Genomic DNA, 23,970 nt, shown 5'->3' with positions numbered 1-23,970 from the left:
CGCCCCTAGCGATTTTGTTGCAATGCGGCAAGGGCGGGGTGACTTTGGCCCTCGCTTGCGGCTAAGCAATTCGCATGCACAACGGTTTGACTCTCAACGCACTGTCGGATGCCTTGGTCATCCTCGGTGCGGCGGGCATCGTCATCCCCGCGTTCGCGCGGCTGCGTGTCAGCCCGGTGATCGGTTTCATTCTGGTCGGCATCGCCGTAGGTCCCCACGGCCTCGGCACGCTGGTCGATGATTATCCCTGGCTGTTCTACGTCACCATTACCGACGAGGCGGCGATTGCCCCCTATGCCGAGTTTGGCATCATCCTGCTGTTGTTCAGCATCGGCCTGGAACTTTCGTTCCGGCGATTGTGGGCGCTGCGGGCCAAGGTATTCGGGATCGGCGCCGGAGAACTGATCTTCGGCGGCCTCGCCATTGCCGCGGCGCTGATGCTGTTCGGCGAAGGCTGGCTGTCCGCGCTCGGCCTCGGTTTCGCGCTCACCTTGTCTTCGACCGCGCTGGTGCTGCCGATCTCGGGCACCACCGGACGAGTGGGGCAGAATGCCTTCTCGATGCTGCTGTTCGAGGATCTGGCGATCGTTCCCATCATCTTCATCCTCGGCGCAATGGCGCCCGGGATGATGGCGGCAGACCCTTTCGCCGATCTGGTCACGCTGATCGTCCAGAGCGTCGCCATGATCGCCGCGCTGGCGCTGATCGGCTGGTTCGCCCTGCCCCAACTGTTTGCGCAGGCCGCGCGGGCCAAGAATCCGGAGCTGTTCCTGGCGGCGAGCCTGCTCGTCGTCATCCTCGCCAGTCTGGCCACCGCCAGCGTCGGCCTGTCGCCGATCGTCGGTGCGCTGCTGGCTGGGCTGATGATTGCGGAGACCGAATACCACAATGAGGTCGAAGCGATCATCAACCCGTTCAAGGGCCTTGCTCTGGGCGTCTTCCTGATCACCGTCGGCATGGGTGTCGACCTGTCACAGATCATCCGCGAATGGCCGACCATCCTTGCGGCGGTGGCGGGGATATTGGGGATCAAGGTGGTCGTCACCTTTCTGCTGCTGCGCGCAGGCCGGGTGCGCAAGGGCACCGCCGCCGAGGTGGCGATCCTGATGGCTAGCCCGTCCGAGACGACGCTGATCGTGCTCGGCGCGGCGGTGACGGCAGGCGTGGTCAGTGCCGAAGACGCCGCCTTCTGGCAGATCATCACCGCCATCGGCCTCACTATCACCCCGCTGCTCGCCAAGATCGGCCATGGCATCGCGCGGCGCATTGACATGGCCTCGACCGACGAGCTGGCCATCGATGACAGCCGGCCGCTGGTGCTCATCGTCGGTTTCGGCCGGGTCGGGCAAGTGATCGCGGATATGCTCGACCGCCACGACCGCGCCTATGTCGCGATCGAGGCGGACATCGATGCGGTCGCCCGTGCCCGCGCGAATGGCTACAATGTCCGCTTCGGCGATGCCGCGCGCCCGCGTTTCATGGACCGGTTCGATCACCTCACCCTCTCGGCCATCGTCCTGACCATGGATGACCCCGTCCAGCAGTTGCAACTGACCCGGCTGCTGCGCGATCGGTTCGACGACCTGCCGATCGTCACCCGCGCGCGCGACGCCAACGATGCCGCCGCCCTCTATCGTGCCGGGGCCAATGATTCGGTACCGGAAGCGCTCGAAGGGTCGCTGCAGATGGCCGAAGCGCTACTGGTCGACATCGGCGTTGCAGTCGGCCCGGTGATCGCGTCGATCCACGAGCATCGCGCCGAAGTGCGCCGCGCCATTGTCGAGCGTGGCGAGCTCGCCACCGAACCGCGCGCGCGACTGGGCGGCAGCAAGCGGGCGGCCACCAGCAGCGACGGCAGCATGGGCGCCGAGGGGTGACGCGCGCGGCGCTCGCCACTCGACTTGCCTGACCAAGGGGGACTATCAACCGGCCATGGACCTCTACCTTCCCGTCGCAAACATGTCGGTGAACATCCTGGTGATCGTGACGCTGGGTGGGCTGGTCGGCATCTTGTCGGGAATGTTCGGGGTGGGAGGCGGCTTCCTGACCACGCCGCTGCTGATCTTCTACGGCATCCCGCCCACCGTGGCGGCAGCGTCCGCGGCAACCCAGGTCACCGGAGCCAGCGTGTCGGGCATGCTCGCGCACTTGCGGCGCGACGCGGTCGACATGCGGCTGGGCAGCGTGCTGGTGGCCGGCGGGGTGCTGGGATCGGGCATCGGCGCCTGGCTGTTCGAATGGCTGACCGCCAAGGGGCAGATCGATGTCGTGATTTCGGTGCTCTACCTGTTCCTGCTCGGCGGCATCGGCAGCATGATGCTGCGTGAATCGCTGATGACGGTGCGCGCCCAGCGCAGCGGCATACCCCTGCCCGCGCGCAAGCGCCGCCACCACCCCATCGTCGTGATGTTGCCGATGCGCTGGCGCTTCTATCGCTCGGGTCTCTACATGTCGCCGCTGGCGCCGTTGCTGCTCGGTATGGCGACCGGTATCCTGACGATGCTGCTCGGCGTCGGCGGCGGGTTCATCATGGTACCCGCGATGCTCTACATCCTCGGCATGGGCGCCCAGGTGGTGGTGGGAACATCGCTGTTCCAGATCCTGTTCACCACCATCGCGACGACGATGATCCACAGCGTCACCACGCGTGCTGTGGATATCGTGCTCGCACTGCTGCTCCTGCTCGGCGGCGTTGTCGGCGCACAGTTCGGCGCGCGCTTCGCGATGAAGGTCGACCCGGCCAAGTTGCGGCTGGGCCTCGCGGTCATCGTCCTGCTGGTGGCGCTGCGGGTCGGGCTCGGCCTCGTCTGGCGTCCCGACGAAATCTACACGATCCAGCTGCTGTGACCCGCCGGCTGGCCTGCCTGGTTGCGGCAACGCTGATGCTGGTCGGATTGACCGGACCGGCTGAGAGCGCGCGCGATCCGGTATTGGTGCCCGATGTGTCCAACCGTTCGGTCGAGATCAAATACAGCTTTACCGGCGAAGACCTGCTGTTGTTCGGAGCGATCGTCTATCCTGACGGGCGCGCGCCGGACAGCCGCGCCGACATCGTGGTGGTCATCAAGGGGCCGACGCAGCCAATCCGCCTGCGCGAAAAACGCCGCGTCGCGGGCATATGGGTCAATGCCGAAAGTGTCCGCTTTGCCTCTGCACCGGGCTTTTACGCGGTCGCCTCATCGAAACCGATTGCGGACATAGTCGATGAGCGCACCGCGGCGATATACGAAATCGGCCTCGAGAATCTCTCATTGTCACCCTCCAGCTTTGCGGGCGAGGAACAATTGCGGCGCTTCGAGGCCGGGCTGATCGACCTCAAGCAGCGTCAGCGGCTGTTTGTCGAGCAGAGCGATGCGGTGGAGATCCGCGAAGGCGTGCTCTATCGCGCCAGGCTCGCCCTGCCCGCGCAGGTGCCGGTGGGGCGCTACATGGCGGAAACTTATCTCATCAGCCGGGGCCAGGTGCTTGCCGTGGCTTCGCGAGACATCGACATCCAGAAAACCGGTTTCGACCGCTTCGTCGCGCTGGCGGCGGAGGATTACGGGCTGATCTACGGGCTCGTCGCGGTGATGATTTCAGTCGGTCTTGGCTGGCTCGCCGGCCTTGTGTTTGCCAGACGTTAACCGCTCGCTCCCGTTTTTTTAACATCCTTGCCTTAGCAGTCAGACCATCTGACCGCACAAGGATTGGCGACATACGATGGATTTCCAATCGGGAAAGCCGCAGGGCAACGATGAGCCGACATTGATCAGCGCAGTCGAAGCGCGCACCGCAAGCCTCGAACGGTTGCTGGTCGGCGAAGTGATGGACATCGCCGGATCTCATTCGCAGATCATCCTCTCGGCGGATGCGCTGAAGTTCCTCGCCGACAGCAGCGACGCCACGGTCGCAATGGCCGGTCAGGTCGGCAGCCAGATCAAGATCCGTGTCGGTAATGTCTGGCTGGTCGCGGGCATCCGCAACCAGAAGCTGCATCCGCGCGATCCGGGGCTGATCGTCGCCACGGTCGACTTCCTCGGCGAAGGCGACGAGGAAATGCTGACGGGCAAGATCTGCAATTTCCGCCGCGGTGTTACCCGCTATCCGATCCCGGGCAGCCCGGTCTATGCCGCCACCGGCAACGACCTGCGCCAGATCTATGCCACCGACAACCGCCCGCATGTCGAAATCGGCACCGTCTATCCGACCACCGATACCCGTGCCGCGCTCTACATCGACCCGCTGCTCGGCAAGCATTTCGCGTTGCTGGGATCGACGGGTACCGGCAAATCGACCAGCGCCGCGCTTATCCTGCATCGCATCGTCGAAATGGCGCCGGAAGGCCATATCGTGATGATCGATCCGCATGGCGAGTATAGCGCGGCGTTCCGCGGACAGGGCGCGATCTTCGACGTCGACAATCTCGCCATGCCCTATTGGCTGCTCAATTTCGAAGAGCATTGCGAGGTGTTCGTGACCTCCCAGGGCGCCGACCGGCAGATGGACTGCGACATTCTGTCACGCTGCCTGCTGCAAGCGCGCGCCAAGAACAAGGCGGCCGAGGGTGTGTCGAAGCTGACCATCGATTCGCCGGTGCCCTATCTGCTGTCCGACCTACTCAACATCGTCCAGACAGAAATGGGCAAGCTCGACAAGGCGACCTCCTCGGCGCCGTTCATGCGCCTGAAGACCAAGATCGAGGAACTGCGGGCGGACCCGCGGTACAATTTCATGTTCTCAGGCATGCTGGTCGGCGACACCATGGCGACCTTCCTCGCCAAGATTTTCCGCATGCCGGCCGACGGGCGTCCGATTTCGATCGTCGACGTGTCGGGCGTGCCATCCGATGTGGTGCGCGTGGTCGTCGCCGTGCTGTCCCGCATGGTGTTCGATTATGCGATCTGGTCGCGCGACGAGCCGCAGCGCCCGATCCTCCTCGTGTGCGAGGAAGCGCACCGCTATGTGCCCAACGAACGCAATGCCGACGGTTCGTCGGTGGGCCGCATCCTGGGCCGCATCGCCAAGGAAGGCCGTAAGTACGGCGTCTCGCTGGGCCTGATCACCCAGCGCCCGTCCGACCTTGCCGAAGGCGTGCTGTCGCAGTGCGGCACGATCATCGCCATGCGCCTCAACAACGAGCGCGACCAGAATTTCGTCAAGGCAGCGATGCCGGAAGGCTCGCGCGGCTTCGTCGATTCGATCGCCGCGCTGCGCAATCGCGAATGCGTGATCTGCGGCGAAGGCGTCGCCATTCCGGTGCGCGTCATGCTCGACACGCTCGAGGAGTCCAAGCGCCCGGCGTCGACCGACCCGCTGTTCTCCGACCTGTGGCGGCAGACCGGCGGCGAGACAGAGATCGTCGACCGCATCGTCCGTCGCTGGCGCTCGCAGGGCCGCTAGGCGCGTCCGCAAGGCTGTGGTGACCAGCGCGTCACGGCGCCGTGCATGGCGCCCGCAGCTGCTCGCACGGGCGGGCCTCAGCCCTTCGGCGGTTCCCACAATTCGATGGGGTTGCCTTCCGGATCATGAATACGCGCGAAGCGGCCCACCGACGGGTCGTCCCATGAGGGATCGGTCAGTACCTCCACGCCCGCAGCGCGGAACGGCCGCAACACGCCGTCTAGGTCGTCGACGCGCAGATTGAGCATGTAGGCGCGATCCGCCGGAAAATAGTCGGTGTCCGCCTTGAATGGCGCGAACACCACAGGCCCGGCCGTGGTGTGCCAGCTCCACTGGTCGATGGGCACGGTCGGATCGCTGGTGCAGCCTGCGCCGATCCCCAGCCATTCGCGATACCAGGCATTAAGCGCGTCGGGGTCACGCGCCCTGAAGAACAGCCCACCGATCCCGGTCACGCCCATGCTACATCCTCCCCGCCGACTCAGCGGGCGATGGCCGACCCGCTGTTGCGATATTCTTCCCTGACGCTGCCCGATTGCGCAAGCCGCGGATCGGCATAGGCCGGCGCCGCCCGTGGCGGAGCAGCCGGCGCGACGGGATTGGATACGAAGCCCGGCTGGGGGGCTGCCGTTGCGGGCAATGGCGCGATCGGCGTGCCGCTTGTCGCGAGCGCAGGATCGGCAAGCGTCGTGCTAGGCACGTTCGCGCCCGGAGCTGCCCGCCCTGCCCGCGCGGCAAGCTGGGCCGCGATCGGCAGATAAGGGCCCGGTTGCGGCTCGACCCCGGCGTAAGGCCGGCTGAAGGCCGGCGGCGTGCCATAGCGGCCACGGAAACGATGGAAGATATGCGCGCCGACCACATTGGTCATGGCAAGGCTGCGTCCCCATGACGGCCAAATCGCTTGCGTGTGATAGAAGGTTGCAAGGCCGACCGGAGCGAACACCCGGCCGCCCAGCGCTTCGGAGGCGATACGGCTGGCCCGGGCCCAGTTGGCGCGGCTGGGCGCGCGGGCCATGGCGCCATCGCAGGCGAAGGTGAACTGGCAGACGATGGCCCGGTTGGAGCCCTGGAAGACCACGCCGCAGATGCTGCCCGGAAAGCTCGGGTGACGCGTACGATTGAGAACCACCTGCGCGACCCCGCGCATGCCGTCGTCGGTCTCGCTGGCCGCCTCGTAATAGATGGCGGCGGTCAGGCAGTAATGTGCGCGGGTGGTGTCGGTCGCCGTGCGCCCGCGAAAGGCGTAAGGGCGTGCCGCCGGGCCGGTATAGGCCTCCTGCACGGCCTGCTGCATCGTCCGCTGGTCAGGCGGCGGTGCCCCATTGGCGGCCTCGGCAAGCAGCGCAGGATCGGGCAATGCGGCGTCCAGCGCCTGCGCTGCCTCAAAGCTTTCGGCATTGACCAGCGACCATAGCTCCGGGTCATAAGGCTTGAGCTCCACCGGTACGGTCACGCTGTAGCGGTTGCCCACCGCGATGCGCCCGAACACCTGATGGGTCAGCAACAGCGCGACGGCGATGGCGGCGATGACCAGCAGCAAACGCCACGGCCACGATCGCCGCCTGCTCCAGCGCGCATTCTGCCCGGGGCCGGACAGCGGAATGACCGGTGGCGTGACCGCCGCTGTTGCCATGTCGCTGCCCTCAGCTGCCCAAATGGTGCGGGTGACCCGCGCCCAGGACGATGGTCCTAGCAGACTATCGTGCGGAACGGGTTAACGCCGCTTAACTGGCGCGCACTACTGCGCGCCGGGCAGAGGCCGTTCAAGCCTACAGCCCGTGTGGCGCGTCGACCACTTGCCAAGTCTGGCCTTTGGCGAGCAGCTTCGACAGATCGGCACTCTTGCCCTCGCTCGCCGCCGCATTCTGGGCGACTACGGCTTCTTCGAAGGTCGGGCGCGGGTCATCGTACAGCACGCCCAGCGCCATCGGATATTCGCCGAACTTCATCTCGACAAGCATGTGCGCCACGCTGCGGTTGGTGACGTCATGCACCAGCACGCCGGCGGCCTGCCAGTCGCCATCGATCACGTCGACGACCTTGAGCTCGAGCTTGTCGCGATCGAGCGCGATGCCCTTGTTGATGCCCGCCTTGGCATTGCCGAACAGCATCGGCTGACCATGCGTCAGCCACAGCTGGTGATGGGCATTGGCCTTGTCGGTAAAGCCGGCGAAAACATCCTCGTTGTAGACGATGCAGTTCTGGAAAATCTCGACGAAAGCCGCGCCCTTGTGGGCATGCGCCGCCTTGAGCACCGTCGGCAGCTCCTTGGAGACATCGTAGGCGCGCGCCACGAACCGCGCGCCCGCGCCCAGCGCGAAGGCGCAGGCCTGCGCCGGACGATCCACCGAGCCATAGGGCGTCGATGGCGAGCGCGTGCCGATGGCGCTGGTCGGCGAATATTGCCCCTTGGTCAGGCCATAGATCTCGTTGTTGAACAGCAGCACCTGGCAATCGAGATTGCGACGCAAAAGGTGGAAGGTGTGGTTGCCGCCGATCGACAGGGCGTCGCCATCGCCGGTGACGATCCACACGTCGAGTTCGGGATTGGCGAGCTTGACCCCGGTCGCCACCGCCGGCGCGCGGCCGTGGATGGTGTGGAAGCCGTAGGTTTCCATGTAATAAGGGAAGCGGCTGGAGCAGCCGATGCCGGAAACGAACACCGTATTTTCCGGCGTTGCGCCGATTTCCGGCATGGTGCGCTGCACCGCCTTGAGGATCGCATAGTCCCCGCAGCCGGGGCACCAGCGGACTTCCTGATCGGTTTCCCAGTCCTTGGGCGTCGACTTGGCGATAGGCGTAATGGCGTTCATGACAACGCTCCCTCGATGGCCTCTTCGATCTCGGCGATGGTGAAGGGCTGACCCGAAACCTTGTTGAGCGGGCGGGCATCGACCAGATACTGGTCGCGCAGCACCGTCTTGAGCTGACCGGTGTTCATCTCCGGTACCAGCACCCGGTCATAGCGCTTGAGCAGCTCCCCGAGGTTCTTGGGCAGCGGCCAGATGTGGCGCAGATGGATTTGCGAGACGTCACGGCCCTTGGCGCGCTGGCGCCGCACCGCCTGATGGATGGGGCCGTAGGTCGAGCCCCAGCCGACGATGGCGAGCGCGCCATGATCCTCGCCGAGCGCGACATCCTGATCGGGCAGATGCTCGGCTATGCCCAGCACCTTCATCCGCCTGAGTTTGGTCATCAGCTCATGGTTCGCCGGGCTGTAATCGATATGACCGGTCTTCTGCGCCTTTTCGATGCCGCCGATACGGTGCATCAGTCCCGGCGTCCCCGGTTTGACCCACGGTCGCGAGCCGAGCGCGTTGCGCTCATAGGGCAGGAAGGTCCCTTCCGGCACCTGCGTCATGAACTCGACCGGGAAGGGCGCATAGCTCGACAGGTCGGGCACCTTCCACGGCTCGGCCGCATTGGCGATATAACCGTCGGTAAGCAGCATCACCGGCGTCATATACTGGACGGCGATGCGCACCGCCTCGATTGCCGCCTCGAAACAGTCGCCAGGCGAGCGCGCCGCGATGACCGGCATCGGCGCATCGCCGTTGCGGCCATAGACCGCCTGATAGAGGTCGGACTGCTCGGTCTTGGTGGGAAGGCCCGTCGACGGGCCGCCGCGCTGCGAATTGACGATGACCAGCGGCAGCTCGGTCATGATGGCAAGGCCCATCGCCTCGCCCTTCAGCGCGATGCCGGGGCCCGACGAGGAGGTGACGCCGAGCTGCCCCGCATAGCTGGCACCGATGGCCGACGCGATGGCCGCGATCTCGTCCTCGGCCTGGAAGGTGGTGATCCCATATTCCTTGAGGCCGGACAGGTAATGGAGGATGGCCGATGCCGGGGTGATCGGATAGCCGCCGAAGAACATCTTCAGCCCGGCGAGCTGCGCGCCCGCGACCAGACCCAGCGCAATCGCCTCTGCGCCGGTCATCGTCCGGTACAATCCCGGGGTCACCGCCGCCGGCGCGACCGCCCGCTGGGTGATGGCATTGCCCAATTCCACGGTCTCGCCATAGGCATGACCGGCGTTCAGCGCGGCGATGTTCGCTTCCGCCAGCACCGGCTTCTTGGCGAACTTCTTGTTCAGCCAGTCGACCAGTGGTTGCCGGTCGCGGTCGAACATCCATAAGGCCAGGCCGAGCGTCCACATATTCTTGCAGCGCAGCGCTTCCTTGTTGCCAAGGCCGAACGGCTTGACCGCTTCCAGGGTCAGCTGGGAGATGTTGATCGACACCAGCTGCCATTTGGCGAGCGTGCCATCCTCCAGCGGATTGTTGTCATATTTCGCCTTGGCGAGGTTGCGTTCGTTGAACTCGCCGCTGTCGGCGATGATCAGCCCGCCCGGCTTCAGCGCCTTGACGTTGGTCTTCAGCGCCGCCGGATTCATCGCTACCAGCACATCGGGCTGGTCGCCCGCGGTGTCGATCTGGTCCGATCCGAAATTGATCTGGAAAGCCGAGACGCCAAACAGCGTGCCCTGCGGCGCGCGGATCTCCGCCGGAAAATCCGGGAAGGTAGCAAGGTCATTACCGGTCAGCGCGGTCGAGAGGGTGAACTGCCCGCCGGTCAGCTGCATGCCATCGCCCGAGTCCCCCGCAAAGCGGACGACAACAGAGTCGGATGGCGTGGTGGTGGCGGGGTGGGCGGCGGTCGGTTCTTGGATGGCGGTGGCCATGGTCGTTATGGGTCCTGACCCGTTTCTTCTGCGATAGACGATTCCCTACGCCCGCTTGCGCCATACCGCCAAATAGATTTTGTTCTGCCACGCAAAAAATGACAGGCCGGTGACGGCGATTCGCGGCCGGGACAAAGCGGCCGCAGCGGGAGAGAATGATGACCGAGCCCAGCAGCGGACCCTATGTCCGCCCCGACGTGCGTGCCTTCCTCGACTTTCTCAATGCGCAGGAGGGGCCGAAGATGCATCAGCTCGACCCCGCCAGCGCACGCGCGATGATGACGGCAATGCGCGTCGTTGCCGATGCGGAACCGACCCCGCTGGCCGTGGTCAAGGATTTGACTTGCCCGGGCCCGCGCGGCGCCATCAAACTGCGCCTCTATGACGTGCGCGAGTCGCGCGATCCGGGACCGGTGCTGGTTTTCTACCATGGCGGCGGCTGGGTGATCGGCGATATCGACACGCACGAGCCCTTCTGCACCGAGGCGGCGCGCCTGCTCGACATACCGGTAATTTCGGTCGACTATCGGATGGCCCCCGAGAACCCCTGGCCCGCCAGTCCCGACGATTGCGAGGCCGCCGCCCGCTGGGTCGCAGGCAACCCGGCGGAGCTCGGACGCGCGGTCACCGCGCTGACGCTGGGCGGCGACAGCGCGGGCGGCAACCTGACCATCGTCACGGCAATGCGGCTGCGCGAGACGCCGGCGGCAGTGCCTGTCATCGCGCAGTTGCCAATCTATCCGGCGACCGACATGACCACCGAATATCCGAGCTACATCGAATTTGCTGAGGGCCATCTGCTGACCCGGGACAGCATGGAATGGTTCAACGCCCATTATGCAGCCGACGTCAGCCACGCGGATTCCAGCCCTGCACTGTTCGATCAGCGGGACATGCCGCCGGCTGTGGTCATAACCGCCAGCCTCGATCCGATCCGCGATCAGGGCCGGGTCTATGCCAAGGCGCTCGCCGATGCCGGCATCGACCATGAATTCATCGAATTCCAGGGTACGATCCACGGGTTCATCTGCCTGCGCAAAGGCGTTCCGTCGGCCAATGCCGATGTCGAGCGGCTGTTGCTCGCGTTCCGCCGCTTGCTCGACCGGGTGACGGCGGCTGGGGCATGAGCGACCTGCCCTACCGCCCCGGCGTCGGCGCGATGCTGGTCAATCGCGACGGCCACGTCTTTGTCGGCCAGCGCATCGATTCGTCGCTCGACGCATGGCAGATGCCGCAAGGCGGTGTCGATCCGGGTGAAGAGCCTGCCGTTGCCGTGCTGCGGGAGCTGGAAGAGGAAACCGGCATTCCGCCGTCGCTGGTCGAGATCGTGGCCTGCTGCGCTTCGCCTTACGACTATGACCTGCCGCCCGAACTGGTCGGCACGGTGTGGAAGGGCCGCTATCGTGGCCAGCGGCAGCACTGGTACATCCTGCGGTTTCTGGGCGAAGATGCAGATGTCGACATCGCCACCGAGCATCCCGAGTTCAAGCAATGGCGCTGGGTCGCACCGGAGGAGCTCGTCGATCTGATCGTGCCGTTCAAACGAGCGCTGTATGCCGCGATCGTCGACGAATTCACGCCCCGGCTCGATGCGTTGAAAGCAGGCTCCGCCCAGGGCGGCGCCTAACCACCATGCTACATCGACCCACCGGCCCGGCCTGAGCGCTCTGGCAGACAGCCAGCCCATGCACACAGGATCGACTGGCGAGGTGGCAGCGGAGGACAATTCATGAAACTCACCGCCGAACATGAAGCGCTGCGTGACACGACGCTGAAAGCAGTCGCGGAGCACATCAATCCCTATGTCGACCAGTGGGAGGAGGAGGGCATCTTCCCTGCCCACCAGGTGTTCAAGGCATTTGGCGATCTGGGCCTGCTCGGTATCTGCAAGCCGACCGAATTCGGCGGTCTGGGCCTCGATTACAGCTACCAGTCGGTGTTCAACGAAGCGGCTGGCAGCATCAATGCCGGCGGCGTCCGCATGGCATTGGGCGCGCATACCGACATGGCCACCCCTGCCCTCGGCCGCTTCGGATCGGACGAGGTGCGCCGCAACTTCCTCGCGCCTTCCATCGCCGGCGATGTCGTCTCCTGCATCGGCGTTTCCGAGCCGCATGCCGGATCGGACGTCGCAGCAATCAAGACCACGGCCCGGCGTGACGGTGACGATTATGTCATCACCGGCGGCAAGATGTGGATCACCAACGGCACCCAAGCCGACTGGATGTGCATGCTCGCCAACACCGGCGATCCGTCCGACGGAGTGCACAAGAACAAGACATTGATCTGCGTGCCGCTCACAGAGGATGGCAAGCGCGCCAAGGGCGTCACCATCGCCCGCAAGCTCAAGAAAATGGGCATGCATTCGAGCGATACCGCCGAAATCTGGTTCGACGAGGTGCGTGTGCCGGTGCGCAACCGCATCGGCGAGGAGGGCATGGGTTTCACCTACCAGATGATGCAGTTCCAGGAGGAACGCATCTATGCAGCCGTTTCATCGGTGGTCGGGTGCGAGCGGATGATTGCCGACACCATCGATTATACGCGCCAGCGAAAGGTGTTCGGCAGATCCCTGCTCGACAACCAGGTCATCCACTTCCGCCTCGCCGAGCTTGCCACCGAGGTCGAGGCGCTGCGGGCGCTGACGTGGAATTGCGTCGCGGCACATGTCGCGGGGGAGGACGTCACCCGGCTCGCCTCGATGGCCAAGCTCAAGGGCGGTCGGCTGCAACGTGAAGTCGCCGATTCCTGCCTGCAATATTGGGGCGGCATGGGCTTCATGGACGAAAGCCGCATCTCGCGCAGCTATCGCGACGGACGGTTGGGGTCGATCGGCGGCGGTGCGGACGAGGTGATGCTGGGTATCATCTGCAAATATATGGGCACGCTGCCGACGCGGAGATAGAGAGGCAGCTTCTCAGCAAACCAGCAAGACTGGCACTGCGAGCCCGGGAAGCCATTTGACCGAACCAACTTGTCATTCCCGCGAAAGCGGGAATCCAGAGCGGCGAGGACCGCTCGATGCCCCCGCTGCACTCCCGCTTTCGCGGGAATGACAACGCTATTTGGTCCGATACCATGTCATCGTGCGATTAGAGCCTGCCGTGCTCGCTTTGACCCGCAGTGCTGAGCTTGTCGAAGCGCGCCTCGTCATTAAGCGCCCTTCGACAGGCTCAGGGCTACGGTTTTAACGCAGTGCGATCAGACAAACGCTGACGTGGTCAGGCGGCAATGCTGTCCCGCATGGCTACGGCCCGAGCAAACACGGCCTCGAACATGGCCGCGGTCAATCGGCCGGTATTCTGGTTGTAGCGCGAGCAGTGATAGCTATCGATCAGCAACATGCCATCAGGCAGGCGATGTTCGGCGAGATGCCCGAACTTGAAATCCGCCTGCCGACCGCCGACGGCCCGCACCGCCGATTGATGCGCGATCTGCCCCAGCGCAATCAGCACGCGCAAATTCGGCAGCGCCGCCCGCTGCGCCTCGAAGAAGATCGAGCAGTTGCGCACCTCTTCGGGCAGCGGCTTGTTCTGCGGCGGCAGGCATTTGACGCTGTTGAGGATGACCGCGCCCTTTAGCGTCAGGCCATCGGCAGGATCTGCGCCATAGGTGCCATCGCTCAACCCGAATTTGGCGAGGGTCTGGAACAGCAGCTCGCCGGCGAAATCGCCAGTGAAGGGCCGACCGGTGCGATGCGCGCCGTGCTTGCCGGGCGCAAGGCCGACCAGCCCCAGCCAAGCGTCCGGATCACCGAAGGCAGGCACCGGGCCATTCCACCAGTCGGGATATTCGCGCCGTACCTCCTCGCGAAACTCCACCAGCCGCGGGCAGCGCGGGCAATCATGGCTGGGTTCGAGCGCAGGCAGCGGACTGCGGATGTGCGGATTTGCAGCGGACATCGCAACGCGATAGGCGCTGGCGCATGGCCGACGCAAGCAATCCCCACCGCTACGCGCTCGCGCTCGGCTCAAACCGCCGCCATGGCCGGCACGGCAGCCCGACATCCGTGCTACGCGCCGCCGCAACTGCGCTGAGCGATGCGGGCCTGTCGGTTGTTGGTCTCAGCCCGATCATCGCTTCGCCGCCACTGGGCCCGTCGCGACGTCGCTACGCCAATGCTGCAGCGATTGTGGAAACCGATATCGATCCCCAACAGCTGCTGGCGCTGCTCAAACGGATCGAACGCGACTTCGGCCGTCGCCCCGGCCGACGCTGGGGGGCGCGGGTGATCGATCTCGACATCATCCTGTGGACCGGCGGCCGCTGGTCGGGCCAGGGGCTGACCGTGCCCCACATCGCCTGGCGCGAGCGCTGCTTCGTGGCCGAGCCGCTCGCACGTATCGCCGCCGACTGGCGCGATCCGGTCAGCGGCCTGACCGTCCGCCAGATCGCCCGACGGCTGCGCCACGCCCGGGCGGTTGACCCTGCCCCCCGCACCGCCTAGGGGGAGCGCCGCAACGCGAGCGCGCGGGCCCTTAGCTCAGTCGGTAGAGCAACTGACTTTTAATCAGTAGGTCGCTGGTTCGAACCCAGCAGGGCTCACCATCCTCACAATCAAGAAAAAGGGGAAGGCGGCGAACCGCGCTTCCCCCTCTCATTGATCGCTTGCGCCTGTCCGCTCAGAGCGTGAAGTCGCCGTTGACGAGCGGCACGGCGCCGGTCGGGGTCACGACGATCAGGAAGTCGGCAATGCCGTCTCCATTCACGTCGCCATAGACAAGTTGGTTGGTTCCGCTGGCCTGCACCCTGAGTTCGCCCGCCGTGCCGCTGAACGCCGCGCTGCCGATGAACGAGAAGGCCTGGTCGCCCGCGACATTGACGTTGGCATCGATGGCCGACAGGTCGATCCGGTCGCCCTGCGCCGCCGTGAAATCGAGCACGCGGTCGGTGGTGGCACCGGTCAGGCCCAGATCCTTGACGTCGGTGAAGCGGAAGATGTCCGCTCCGGCACCGCCCTGCAACTGGTCGGCGCCGAGGCCACCATTGAGGATGTCGGTGCCATTGCCGCCGCGCAGCAGGTCCGCGCCGGCATCGCCGAACAGCGTGTCGTTGCCGTCATTGCCCTGGATGGTGTCGTTGCCGTCACCGCCCCGGATCAGGTTGTTGCCGCTGTTGCCGTTGAGGGTGTTGGCGGAGACATTGCCGGTCAGTGCAAAATTGTCGGTACCGGTCAGCGTCGCGGTTTCGACCTCGCGGGCCAGCACATAATTGTTGACCGACACCAGCGCCCGGTCGTTGGTGCCGCCGCCAGCGCTCTCCCCGATCACATCGGCAACGCTGTCGATGTAGTAGAGATCGTCGCCGTTGCCGCCACTCATCGAGTCCGCACCGACACCGCCATCGAGCACGTCATTGCCCTCGCCGCCACGCAGCACGTCGGTGCCGTTGCCGCCGAACAGGGTATCGTCGCCGGCGTTGCCGACGAGCGTGTCGTTGCCATCATTGCCGTACAGCGTGTTGGCGAACTCGTTGCCGTTGATGGTGTTGTTGGTAGCCGAACCGATGCCGACTAGCGCGGCCGCCCCGACGAGGTTCAGAACCTCGATCTCACCGACCAGCGTGTAGCTGACCGACGAGATAACCCGGTCGTTGGTACCACCGCCGACGGTTTCGATGACCTGATCGGACACGGCGTCGACGGTATAGATGTCGTTACCGTTGCCGCCGATCATGATGTCCCCGGCAGCGCCGCCGTCGAGCACGTCGTCGCCCTCGCCGCCGTTGAGCGTGTCGTTGCCATTGTTGCCTTGCAGATTGTCGGCCCCATCGCCGCCGATCAGCAGATCGTTGCCATCGAGCCCGCGCAGCAGGTTGGCGTTGGCATTACCGGTGATCACATTGCCCAGCTCGTTGCCGTCGCCGTTGATGGCGGATCCGACGAGCGTGAGATTCTCGACGTTGGCCGAGAGCGCGTAGTTCAGCGAGGCAATGACCTCGTCGATGCCCTCTCCGACCTGCTCGGTGATCACATCGGTCCCGTCGGTGACATAGGTGTCGTTGCCCAAGCCACCGGTCAGGAAGTCGTTGTCCGCACCGCCGTCGAGCCGGTCGTTGCCGATCCCGCCGAACAGCTGATCGACACCGTTGCCGCCCAGCACCACGTCGTCGCCTTCGCCGCCATCGATCACATCGATATCGGCGCCGCCCTCCAGAACGTCGGCAACCGCGCCGCCGGTGATGACATCACGCCCATTGCCGCCGTTGATGTAGTAGCTCAGCAAGATGTTCGACGCGGTCAGGGACTCGGACGCAGCCGACGTGCCCAGCATCACCACATTGAAGCCATCGCCACGCGTGGCCCCGGTCGGAAGATCGCGCACGTCGAAAGTCGTGCCCGCTGCGGCGACCAAGGTGATACCTTCATCGTCGGAGCGGCTGACCGCGCCGGTCAGGCCATCGGAGCCGTCCTCTGCCTGGATGCGCACGGCAAGGCCGCCATCCTGATTGGCCAGGCTGTTGCTGTCATTGACCGATCCGTTGCCCACCTCGCCCGTGGTCAGGGTCAGGCGGATCTGTCCTGCCCCGGAGAGCTGGACCACGTCCGCCCCGCTGCCCAGATCGATGCTGTCTGCGCCGTCGGTGGCGATGTTGAAGATCGCCGTGTCGTTACCGAGCCCGCCGTTGACGACGTCATTACCAAGGCCGCCGGTGATGATGTCATCCCCGCCGTCGCCGTTGACGGTATCGTTGCCATCACCGCCAAGGAATTGGTCGTTGCCCGATCCGCCTGACAGCGTGTCGTCTCCCGCACCACCGACCAGGAAGTCGGCGACGGTCGAGCCGGTGAGCGTGTCATTGCCCATGCCGCCGTTCATGTAATAGCTCTGATCGGCGAAGGCCCCCTGCGCGGTAACAGTGTCATTGCCACTGGTGCCAAGGAATGACGTGCGGAAAGAACCGCGAGAAACGCCGGAAACCAGATCCCGGATTTCGATCGTCGATCCTTCCGAGGCCGTGTAGAACACGCCCTCATCATCACCCCGCGACACCGGACCGATCAATCCGCCCGAATTGCCTTCGAGCTGGATGCGGACCGCAAGATCGCCGTCCTGATTGGCCAGGGTACCCGCGTCCGTGGCGCTGCCGTTGCCGACTTCGCTGGACGTGAAGGTGATCCGCGCCTCCGATCCTGCCGCCATTGTCAGCGTAACGAAGTCGAAGCCGCCACCAGTGTTGTAGCGATCGGCCCCGCCGGTCAGCAGATCGTGGGTGATGACATCGGTGCCGCCGCCGCCGTTGACGGTATCGTTGCCGGTGCCGCCATTGATCGTGTTCAGACCGCCGGTGGTGGTGATGACATCGTCTCCGGCGTCACCGAACAGCTGGTTGCCGGAGCCACCGGTCCCGTCGGCAATGGTGTCGTTGCCATCGCCGCCGCGTACGATGTCGTTGCCGGCACCGCCGTCGAGCGTGTCGTCCCCGGCACCGCCATTGACTGTGTCGGTTCCAGCTCCACCGGTGGCGGTATCATTGCCGGCGTCGCCGTTGACCGTATCCTCGCCGTTGCCGCCGTCGAGCGTGTCATTGTCGTCGCCACCGTTCAGCGTGTCATTGCCCTCTCCGCCGTTCAGCGTGTCGGGGGCGGCGCGTCCGTTGATCGTGTCGTTGCCGCCCAAGCCGTCGATAGTGTCGGTAAAGCGGGTGCCGTTGATCAGGTCGTCGCCTTCGGTGGGGATGGCGTTGAGCTGGGAGACGAGGAAGGTGCCATCGTCGAAACGGACAGCCTCGATGTTGAGCAGGCCGTCGGAAACACTCAGCGCCAGCGGAATGACGTTGAGACGTCCGGTGGCCGGGACATACTGGAATTCATAGTCCGCACGATTCCCGGCGAACACGGCGATGTCGTATCCGTCGCCGCCGTCGAGCAGATTGGGGCTGAGGCCACCTGTCGGATTGACGAAGCCGCCGCCCGACAGAATGTCATCGCCACCGAGACCGTTGATGCGGTTCGGCAGGTTGTTGCCGGTCAGCACGTCGTTGCCCGACCCGCCCTCAAGGTTCTCGAAGGCGTTCAGCGTATCCATGCCTTCGCTGCCGGTGTTCTGCGCGCTACCCTGCAGCGCCAGATCGACGGTCACACCGGCAGTGTTGGTCCGGTAGCTGATCGTATCGGACCCTGTGCCGCCATTGTAGCTGTCTGCCGCGCCATCGCCATCGCCGGTGATGATCAGATCGTTTCCGTTGCCACCGTTGACGGTATCCGCGCCATTGCCCGCGGTGATGGTGTCGTTCTGATCGCCGCCGTTCAACGTATCGCTGCCGGCCCCGCCATCGATGGTATCGAGCCCGATACCGCCGTTGACGACATCGTCGCCATCGCCGCCTGACAGCGTGTCGTCGCCCTGCAGACCTTCGATGGTGTCATTGCCGCCGAGGCCATCGAGCGTATCGTTGCCCGTGGTGCCCTCGACATAATCGTCACCTGCGCCCGGACCGGCATTGAGCGCGCTAAGCGCGAACGTGCCGTTGGAGAAGCGCGCGAACTCGATGTTCTGCAGTACCGCGTTGACGCCGGTGGTGTCGGTGATCCGATAGCTGTTGACGCCGATGCGGGTCACCACGAAGTCGGTGCTGGCCGCGCCTTCTACGCTGAGCGTGTCGGTGCCATCGCGTCCATCGTAAAAGTCGTTACCGTTGCTCAGGCTGAACTGGTCATTGCCTGCACTGCCCAGCAGCGTGTCGTTGAGCGCGCCGCCGCCGATGCCTTCGATGGAAATCAGCGTTGCGGTGTTCCCGAAGCCGTCATTCAACACCCGGCCCAGCGCCAGATCGATGGTGACACCCTGGGTCGCCGCCACGCTGTCCGCAATACCGTCGCCGTTGGTGTCTTCCTGACGGTCGGCGGTCAGCGCATACAGGACGTCGAAGCCGTCCCCACCATCGATGACGCCGCCGCCGGTGACCGAACCCGATAGCTGGAACCGGTCATCGCCGCCGCGGCCCTCCACCGTGTCGGCCGTGTCAGCCAGGAACAGGTTGTTGCCGCTGTCGCCGCGGAACACGTCGACGAAACGGGTCGATCCGCCCAGACCTTCGATGCTGCTGAAATATTCGACATTGCCGAAACCGTCATTTGAGATGGTGCCGGTTTCGAGATCGGCAATAACGCCTTGCGTGGCGGTCACCTCGAAGAAGCTGATCCGGTCGTTGCCGCCCTGTCCGAAGAAGCGATCCACACCCGCGCCGCCACGGAACAGATCCGCCCCTGCGCCGCCGACCAGCGTGTCATTGCCATTGTTGCCGCGGATCTGATCGACCGACGGTTCTGCCCCACCATTGCCTCCGGCCAGAATGAAATCGTCACCATTCTGCCCGTTGATCAGGTTATAGCCGTCGTTGCCGACAATATAATCGCCCAGCGGCGTGCCGTTGCGTCCATCGTTGGTCGTGCCGGCCGGCAGGTTGATGCGATTGAGGGCAACCGAAGCCGGGGTGAAATCGCCATTGCTGAAGCGCAGCGTTTCGACATTGACGACGAAATCCTGCTCGAGCGTCTCGCGATCGATGACCAGGAACCCTGCGCCGTCCGCAACCACGGCATAGCTGGTGCTCGCCTTGGCAAACACCGCCACGTCGGTACCGTCGCCCCCGTCGATCACGTCGTCACCCGCCAGCCCGTCGATCACGTCGTTGCCGGCCAGCGCGTTGATGACGTCGGCACCGGTGGTGCCGGTGATCATATCGTTGCCTACAGTCGGGGTGGTCGACGGCGCAGCGATATCGGCAAGGTTGAACTCGCCTTCGGCGAAGCGGATCCGTTCGACGTTCACCACCGAGGTGGTGGCGGTGACGGTCTGGGGATCGGAGGTGCCGGTGGCCGGGTTGAAGACAAACACCGTGTCGGTGAAGGTGATATCGAAACCGGTGGCGGTTGCCACCACGCCATATTTTGTCCGCGCGCCATTATTGGTGTCGAGCACGTCGATGCCGCCCCGACCGTCGATGACGTCGGAACCGAGCGTCATGCCGAAGCGGTTGTCGCCGTCTGTGCCGGTCAGAGTATCCGCCAAGCCACCGCCAGTGACACCTTCGACGTTGATCAGGGTCGCGCTGTTGCCGAAACCATCGTTGACGATGAGGTTGCGCGACAGATCGATGGTGACGCCGGTGGTCGTGCTGACCGAGTCGGCAATGCCGTCCCCGTTGGTGTCTTCCTGCTTGTCCGAGGTGAAGAAGGTGATGAAGTCGACGCCGTCGCCGCCATCGATCACACCGCCGCCGGCGGTCGAGCCGCTGAGCTGGATGTCGTCATCGCCACCATTGGCCGTGATCGTGTCGGAGCTGTCACCAAGGAATAGGTTGCGCACGTCGTTGCCGATGAAGGTATCGGCAAAGCGCGTGCCTGCACCGAGCGCCTCGATCGAGCTCATCTGCTCGACGTTGCCGAAGCCGTCGTTGTTGATTGTCTGGGTGATGAGGTTGGCCGAGACGGCCTGGGTGGCATCGACCTCGAACAGGCTGATGCGATCGAAGCCGTTGCCGCCGAAGAAGCGGTCGACACCGCTGCCGCCACGCAACTGGTCGTCGCCTTCCCCGCCGACCAGCGTGTCATTGCCGGCCTGACCGCGGATGAGCTGCTGGCCCGGCGACGGGTTGCCGCGACCATCGACAAAATCGTTGCCACCCTGACCATTAAGCACGTTGGTGCGCTCATCGCCCAATATGTAATCACCGTTGGGCGAGCCATTGGCGTTCGGGCTGCCGGCCGGATTGATTACGATGCGGTTGAGCGCAATCGAAGCGGGCGCGAAATCGCCGTCCGAGAAGCGCAGCGTCTCGACGTTGGTGACGACATCCTGCTCAAGCGTTTCGCGGTCGATGACGAGGAAGCCGCCCGCACCGTCCGATACCACCGCATAGCTGCTGCTGGCCTTGGCAAAGACCGCGACGTCCGCGCCGGTGCCGCCGTCGATGGTGTCGTTTCCTTCGCCGCCGGTCAGCGTGTCATCGCCATCGCGGCCGAGCAGCTTGTCGTTGCCCAGGCCGCCGGCGAGCACATCATTGCCGATGCCGCCGTCCATATAGTCGTTGAGCTGACCACCGGTCACCTGATCGTCGCCGCCGCCGAGGCTGTAGAAATAGCTGCGGGTCGGGCTGAGCGCGGTGTCGATATCGGCGGTGGCACCGCCGAGATAGGCAAAGCTGTAAACACCGAGGAATTCGCCGGACACGGAATCGCGGATGTCAAACCCGACACTGCCCACCGGCGAGTTGTAGAGAATATGCTCGTCATCGCCGCGACTGATCGCGCCGGTCAGGTTGCCATTGGCATCCTCCCGCTGGATTTCGACCGCAAGACTGCCGTCGTCGCGCGTGCCGACACCGTTGCCCGCTGCAGCGACGTCCAGCGTCAGGCGGATTTGCGGGATGCTGGACGGCCCCTGAATGTTGACGATGTCGATGCCGGTGCTGCCCGACGACTCGCCAAGATCGATGGTATTGGCGCCATTGGCCAGAATGTTGAAGAAGAAGCGGTCCTGCCCCGCGCCGCCGAGGATGGTCTTGCCGCCGCCGCCGCCATCGACCAGATTGTCGTTGCCGTCGCCGCCGCTCAGCGTGTCGACGCCGGCCCCGCCCTGGATATAGTCGTTGCCGCTGGTGCCAGTCAGCCGGTCATTGCCCGCTCCGCCCAGAATCGCTGCGCCCGCCGAGAACGGCGACAGGTCGATGGTGTCGTCCCCGAGGGTGCCGATCGACAAGGCGCCGAACACGCCGAGAGTTTGACCGCTTTCCAATATGCGGATGTCGAAGCTGGTTGAGCCGTCCGCAGTGGCCAGCGTCATGCCTTCATCGTCGAACCGGCTGACGCCGCCCACCAGATTGCCAGCAGCATCCTCACCCTGAACGCGCAGGCCGAGTCCTCCATCATAGTTGGGGCCGGTCAAGGGATCGACCGGGCTGCCATTGGCAGCCTGGCCGATCGAGAAGGTAATGCGCGTCTGATTGCCGTTGCCGGTGATCTGGACGGTGTCGTTTCCGCCCTCGAGATTGACCTGATCGACATCGTCGGTCGCGATGTTGAAGATATATGTGTCATTGCCTTCGCCACCGAACACGGTGTCGAACCCGGCTCCGCCGGACAGCGTGTCATCGCCCGCGCCGCCGAACAGCTCATCGTCGCCCGCGCCGCCGTTCAGCGTGTCGTTGCCTGCTGCGATGCCGAAGGCCGGTTGGCCCGGAGGAGCAATTACCTCGTCGATATACGACACTTCATTGGTCGCGGCGTTGTAAGAAAATGTGCCGTCGCCATAGAGCGAGTCATTGCCGTCACCGCCGTTGAGCGTGTCACTGCCATAGCTGCCGCCGATCGAATTGTCTCCGGCGGTTCCGGTAAATACGTCGTCTGCGCGGCTCCCGCTGATATTCTCGACATTGCTGATGGTCAGCATCCCGCCAGCACTGGCCTGCGGCCCGCCGAGCGACAGGTCGTAGGTTACGCCGCCGGGGATTTCGTTGGGTATCGCGGTGAAAGCGGTGGACCAGAAAGCGATGACGTCGTTGCCGGCGCCACCATCGATCACCGAGCCGAAGCCGGACACGACGACCGCGTCGTCGCCGCCAGCGGCATCGATGGTGTCCGCGCCGCCCATGCCGAACAGCGCATTGTTGAAGTCGTCGCCAGTCAGAACGTCGGCAAAGCGGGTACCTGCCAGCCCTTCGATACCGATCAGCGTATCGTTGCCACGCCCGGTGGTCTGCGCGACGCCCTGCAGCGCCAGGGAAACTGTGACGCCGGTGCTGCCAAGGTTCGGATCGAAGTAGCTGACATAGTCGAGGTCTATGATCGCCGCGTCAGTCTCTTCACCGCCGTCGAGGATATCGTTGGTGCCATTGAGCAGATCGACCAGCACGTCGGAGCCGAGCCCGCCCTGCAGGATGTTGTTGCCGCCTAGGCCGACAAGCACGTCGTTGCCGAGGTTGCCGGTCAGCGTATTGTTGCCGCCATTGCCGATCAGCCGGTCATTGAAGGCTGTGCCCCCCAGATTTTCGACGTTGAGGATAGTCGCCTGCCGGCCATTGCCGTCGCTCTGGATCTGGTTGGTCGGCGCGGTGAGGTTGACCGTGACGCCCACGGTTGTCGGGATCAGTTCTGCGACACCGTCACCATTGGTGTCCGCAAGATAGCCGTCGATGAAATTCAGCGTGTCGATGCCGTCACCGCCGTCGAAGGTGCCACCACCGGTGGCCGATGCGCCGATCTGCATAAAATCGTCGCCGCCGCGACCGTTGAAGATGTCCTCGCTGTTGCCGAGCAGGGTATTGACCCCGTCGCTGCCAAGGAAGGTGTCGACAAAGCGCGTGCCGGCGCCCAGCCCTTCGATGCTGGTGATGGTTTCGCTGTTGCCGTAGCCGTCGTTGGACATTGTCCCGGCGGCGAGGTCTGCGACCACTCCCTGAGTCTGGTTCAATTCGAAGAAGCTGATTCGGTCATTGCCGTCTCCACCGTCGATAACATCGACGCCGGCACCGCCGCGGATGAAGTCATCTCCCGCGCCGCCCAATATGGTGTCGTCTCCGGCGTCGCCGCGCAGATCGTCTGCCTCGTCGCCTCCTTCGATATAATCGTCGCCGTTCTGCCCCCAGAGTATGTCCCTGCCTGCACCGCCGATGAGCACATCGTTACCGTCACCACCACGCAGAAAATCATCCCCCTCAAGTCCGAAAAAGCGGTCTCGGCCCGTTGTGAGGGTTCGACTGTCAGGTCCGGTGGTGCCGGTCTGGTCGGTGTCATAAGGCGGGGTGGGGGGCGGTGTGGGCACAGAATTCCTCCTAATCGAGCGTGACTTAGCCCTGACCCTGGGCCATTTGTTATGGTTACGGAGACGTTAGCGTTGTAGCAGCTTGTTTCCTAGTGACATTTCCCACATCCGAAACATGACTGTTCCAGAGCGGGGCAAGCGCGT

The 23,970-nt window shown here is 64.5% G+C and carries 14 protein-coding genes and 1 tRNA gene; 9 read left to right on the top strand and 6 right to left on the bottom strand.

Annotation, left to right across the window (positions count from 1 at the left end; translation table 11 throughout):
* Positions 1–74 precede the first annotated feature (74 nt).
* The 4 genes from AC0QC4_RS07855 (at position 75) to AC0QC4_RS07840 (ending at position 5,379) form a co-directional block, all read left to right on the top strand.
* The gene (locus AC0QC4_RS07855) at positions 75–1,877 is read left to right on the top strand and encodes a cation:proton antiporter domain-containing protein (RefSeq protein ID WP_483659221.1); all 1,803 of its coding nucleotides are present in this window, start codon (positions 75–77) and stop codon (positions 1,875–1,877) included.
* A 55-nt stretch (positions 1,878–1,932) separates the two neighbouring features.
* Positions 1,933–2,847 carry a sulfite exporter TauE/SafE family protein gene (locus AC0QC4_RS07850; RefSeq protein WP_483659219.1) on the top strand — a complete coding sequence of 305 codons (915 nt, stop codon included), beginning with the start codon at positions 1,933–1,935 and terminating at the stop codon, positions 2,845–2,847.
* Between the two features lie 35 nt (positions 2,848–2,882).
* Positions 2,883–3,623, top strand: a complete 741-nt coding sequence (locus tag AC0QC4_RS07845) for a TIGR02186 family protein (RefSeq protein ID WP_483659360.1) — start codon at positions 2,883–2,885, stop codon at positions 3,621–3,623.
* Positions 3,624–3,699: 76 nt separating this feature from the next.
* On the top strand, positions 3,700–5,379 hold the full coding sequence (locus AC0QC4_RS07840) for an ATP-binding protein (protein WP_483659217.1): 1,680 nt from the start codon (positions 3,700–3,702) through the stop codon (positions 5,377–5,379).
* A gap of 77 nt (positions 5,380–5,456) precedes the next feature.
* Here AC0QC4_RS07840 and AC0QC4_RS07835 read toward each other — a convergent pair whose 3' ends face one another.
* The 4 genes from AC0QC4_RS07835 to AC0QC4_RS07820 all read right to left on the bottom strand — a co-directional run bounded on the left by AC0QC4_RS07835 (position 5,457) and on the right by AC0QC4_RS07820 (position 10,063).
* Positions 5,457–5,840, bottom strand: coding sequence for a VOC family protein (locus tag AC0QC4_RS07835; RefSeq protein ID WP_483659215.1), 384 nt, complete (start codon positions 5,838–5,840; stop codon positions 5,457–5,459).
* 20 nt (positions 5,841–5,860) lie between these two features.
* On the bottom strand, positions 5,861–7,012 hold the full coding sequence (locus AC0QC4_RS07830; RefSeq protein WP_483659213.1) for a cell wall hydrolase: 1,152 nt from the start codon (positions 7,010–7,012) through the stop codon (positions 5,861–5,863).
* Between the two features lie 136 nt (positions 7,013–7,148).
* On the bottom strand, positions 7,149–8,192 hold the full coding sequence (locus AC0QC4_RS07825; protein WP_483659211.1) for a 2-oxoacid:ferredoxin oxidoreductase subunit beta: 1,044 nt from the start codon (positions 8,190–8,192) through the stop codon (positions 7,149–7,151).
* Positions 8,189–10,063, bottom strand: coding sequence for a 2-oxoacid:acceptor oxidoreductase subunit alpha (locus AC0QC4_RS07820; RefSeq protein WP_483659209.1), 1,875 nt, complete (start codon positions 10,061–10,063; stop codon positions 8,189–8,191). Before AC0QC4_RS07820 ends, AC0QC4_RS07825 begins: the two co-directional genes overlap by 4 nt.
* A gap of 158 nt (positions 10,064–10,221) precedes the next feature.
* Between AC0QC4_RS07820 and AC0QC4_RS07815 the strand changes: the two genes are divergently transcribed.
* The 3 genes from AC0QC4_RS07815 (at position 10,222) to AC0QC4_RS07805 (ending at position 12,968) form a co-directional block, all read left to right on the top strand.
* A complete protein-coding gene (locus tag AC0QC4_RS07815) occupies positions 10,222–11,190 on the top strand; it encodes an alpha/beta hydrolase (protein WP_483659207.1) in 969 nt (322 codons plus the stop codon).
* Positions 11,187–11,690, top strand: coding sequence for an RNA pyrophosphohydrolase (locus AC0QC4_RS07810; RefSeq protein WP_483659205.1), 504 nt, complete (start codon positions 11,187–11,189; stop codon positions 11,688–11,690). The genes AC0QC4_RS07815 and AC0QC4_RS07810 overlap by 4 nt, the downstream gene beginning before the upstream one ends.
* Before the next feature lie 102 nt (positions 11,691–11,792).
* On the top strand, positions 11,793–12,968 hold the full coding sequence (locus AC0QC4_RS07805; RefSeq protein WP_483659203.1) for an acyl-CoA dehydrogenase family protein: 1,176 nt from the start codon (positions 11,793–11,795) through the stop codon (positions 12,966–12,968).
* Between the two features lie 316 nt (positions 12,969–13,284).
* Here the strand turns inward: AC0QC4_RS07805 and AC0QC4_RS07800 are convergent, their stop codons facing one another.
* Positions 13,285–13,965 (bottom strand): uracil-DNA glycosylase, encoded by a 681-nt coding sequence (locus AC0QC4_RS07800; RefSeq protein WP_483659201.1) that lies wholly within the window; start codon positions 13,963–13,965, stop codon positions 13,285–13,287.
* Between the two features lie 23 nt (positions 13,966–13,988).
* Here AC0QC4_RS07800 and folK point away from each other — a divergent pair, with 23 nt between their 5' ends.
* Together folK and AC0QC4_RS07790 are read left to right on the top strand one after the other, a co-directional pair.
* Positions 13,989–14,510: a 2-amino-4-hydroxy-6-hydroxymethyldihydropteridine diphosphokinase gene (gene folK, locus AC0QC4_RS07795; RefSeq protein ID WP_483659199.1), complete on the top strand. Its 522-nt coding sequence runs from the start codon at positions 13,989–13,991 to the stop codon at positions 14,508–14,510.
* A gap of 25 nt (positions 14,511–14,535) precedes the next feature.
* Positions 14,536–14,611 (top strand) — tRNA-Lys (locus tag AC0QC4_RS07790).
* Between the two features lie 74 nt (positions 14,612–14,685).
* Here the strand turns inward: AC0QC4_RS07790 and AC0QC4_RS07785 are convergent.
* Positions 14,686–23,826: a hypothetical protein gene (locus AC0QC4_RS07785; RefSeq protein WP_483659197.1), complete on the bottom strand. Its 9,141-nt coding sequence runs from the start codon at positions 23,824–23,826 to the stop codon at positions 14,686–14,688.
* Positions 23,827–23,970: the final 144 nt, after the last annotated feature.

Source organism: Sphingomonas sp. jy18 (genome assembly GCF_056931895.1).
Note: the sequence above shows the minus strand (reverse complement) of the source record. Positions and strands in the feature narration are given on the sequence as shown.

What these genes read in the sequence shown, in the direction of transcription:
- AC0QC4_RS07845 (WP_483659360.1), top strand. Translation starts at nt 2,883, where the DNA reads ATGCTGGTCGGATTGACCGGACCGGCTGAGAGCGCGCGCGATCCGGTA.
- AC0QC4_RS07810 (WP_483659205.1), top strand. Translation starts at nt 11,187, where the DNA reads ATGAGCGACCTGCCCTACCGCCCCGGCGTCGGCGCGATGCTGGTCAAT.
- AC0QC4_RS07805 (WP_483659203.1), top strand. Translation starts at nt 11,793, where the DNA reads ATGAAACTCACCGCCGAACATGAAGCGCTGCGTGACACGACGCTGAAA.
- AC0QC4_RS07825 (WP_483659211.1), bottom strand. Translation starts at nt 8,192, where the DNA reads ATGAACGCCATTACGCCTATCGCCAAGTCGACGCCCAAGGACTGGGAA.
- AC0QC4_RS07855 (WP_483659221.1), top strand. Translation starts at nt 75, where the DNA reads ATGCACAACGGTTTGACTCTCAACGCACTGTCGGATGCCTTGGTCATC.
- AC0QC4_RS07800 (WP_483659201.1), bottom strand. Translation starts at nt 13,965, where the DNA reads ATGTCCGCTGCAAATCCGCACATCCGCAGTCCGCTGCCTGCGCTCGAA.
- AC0QC4_RS07835 (WP_483659215.1), bottom strand. Translation starts at nt 5,840, where the DNA reads ATGGGCGTGACCGGGATCGGTGGGCTGTTCTTCAGGGCGCGTGACCCC.
- AC0QC4_RS07815 (WP_483659207.1), top strand. Translation starts at nt 10,222, where the DNA reads ATGACCGAGCCCAGCAGCGGACCCTATGTCCGCCCCGACGTGCGTGCC.
- AC0QC4_RS07840 (WP_483659217.1), top strand. Translation starts at nt 3,700, where the DNA reads ATGGATTTCCAATCGGGAAAGCCGCAGGGCAACGATGAGCCGACATTG.
- AC0QC4_RS07850 (WP_483659219.1), top strand. Translation starts at nt 1,933, where the DNA reads ATGGACCTCTACCTTCCCGTCGCAAACATGTCGGTGAACATCCTGGTG.
- AC0QC4_RS07820 (WP_483659209.1), bottom strand. Translation starts at nt 10,063, where the DNA reads ATGGCCACCGCCATCCAAGAACCGACCGCCGCCCACCCCGCCACCACC.
- folK (WP_483659199.1), top strand. Translation starts at nt 13,989, where the DNA reads ATGGCCGACGCAAGCAATCCCCACCGCTACGCGCTCGCGCTCGGCTCA.
- AC0QC4_RS07830 (WP_483659213.1), bottom strand. Translation starts at nt 7,012, where the DNA reads ATGGCAACAGCGGCGGTCACGCCACCGGTCATTCCGCTGTCCGGCCCC.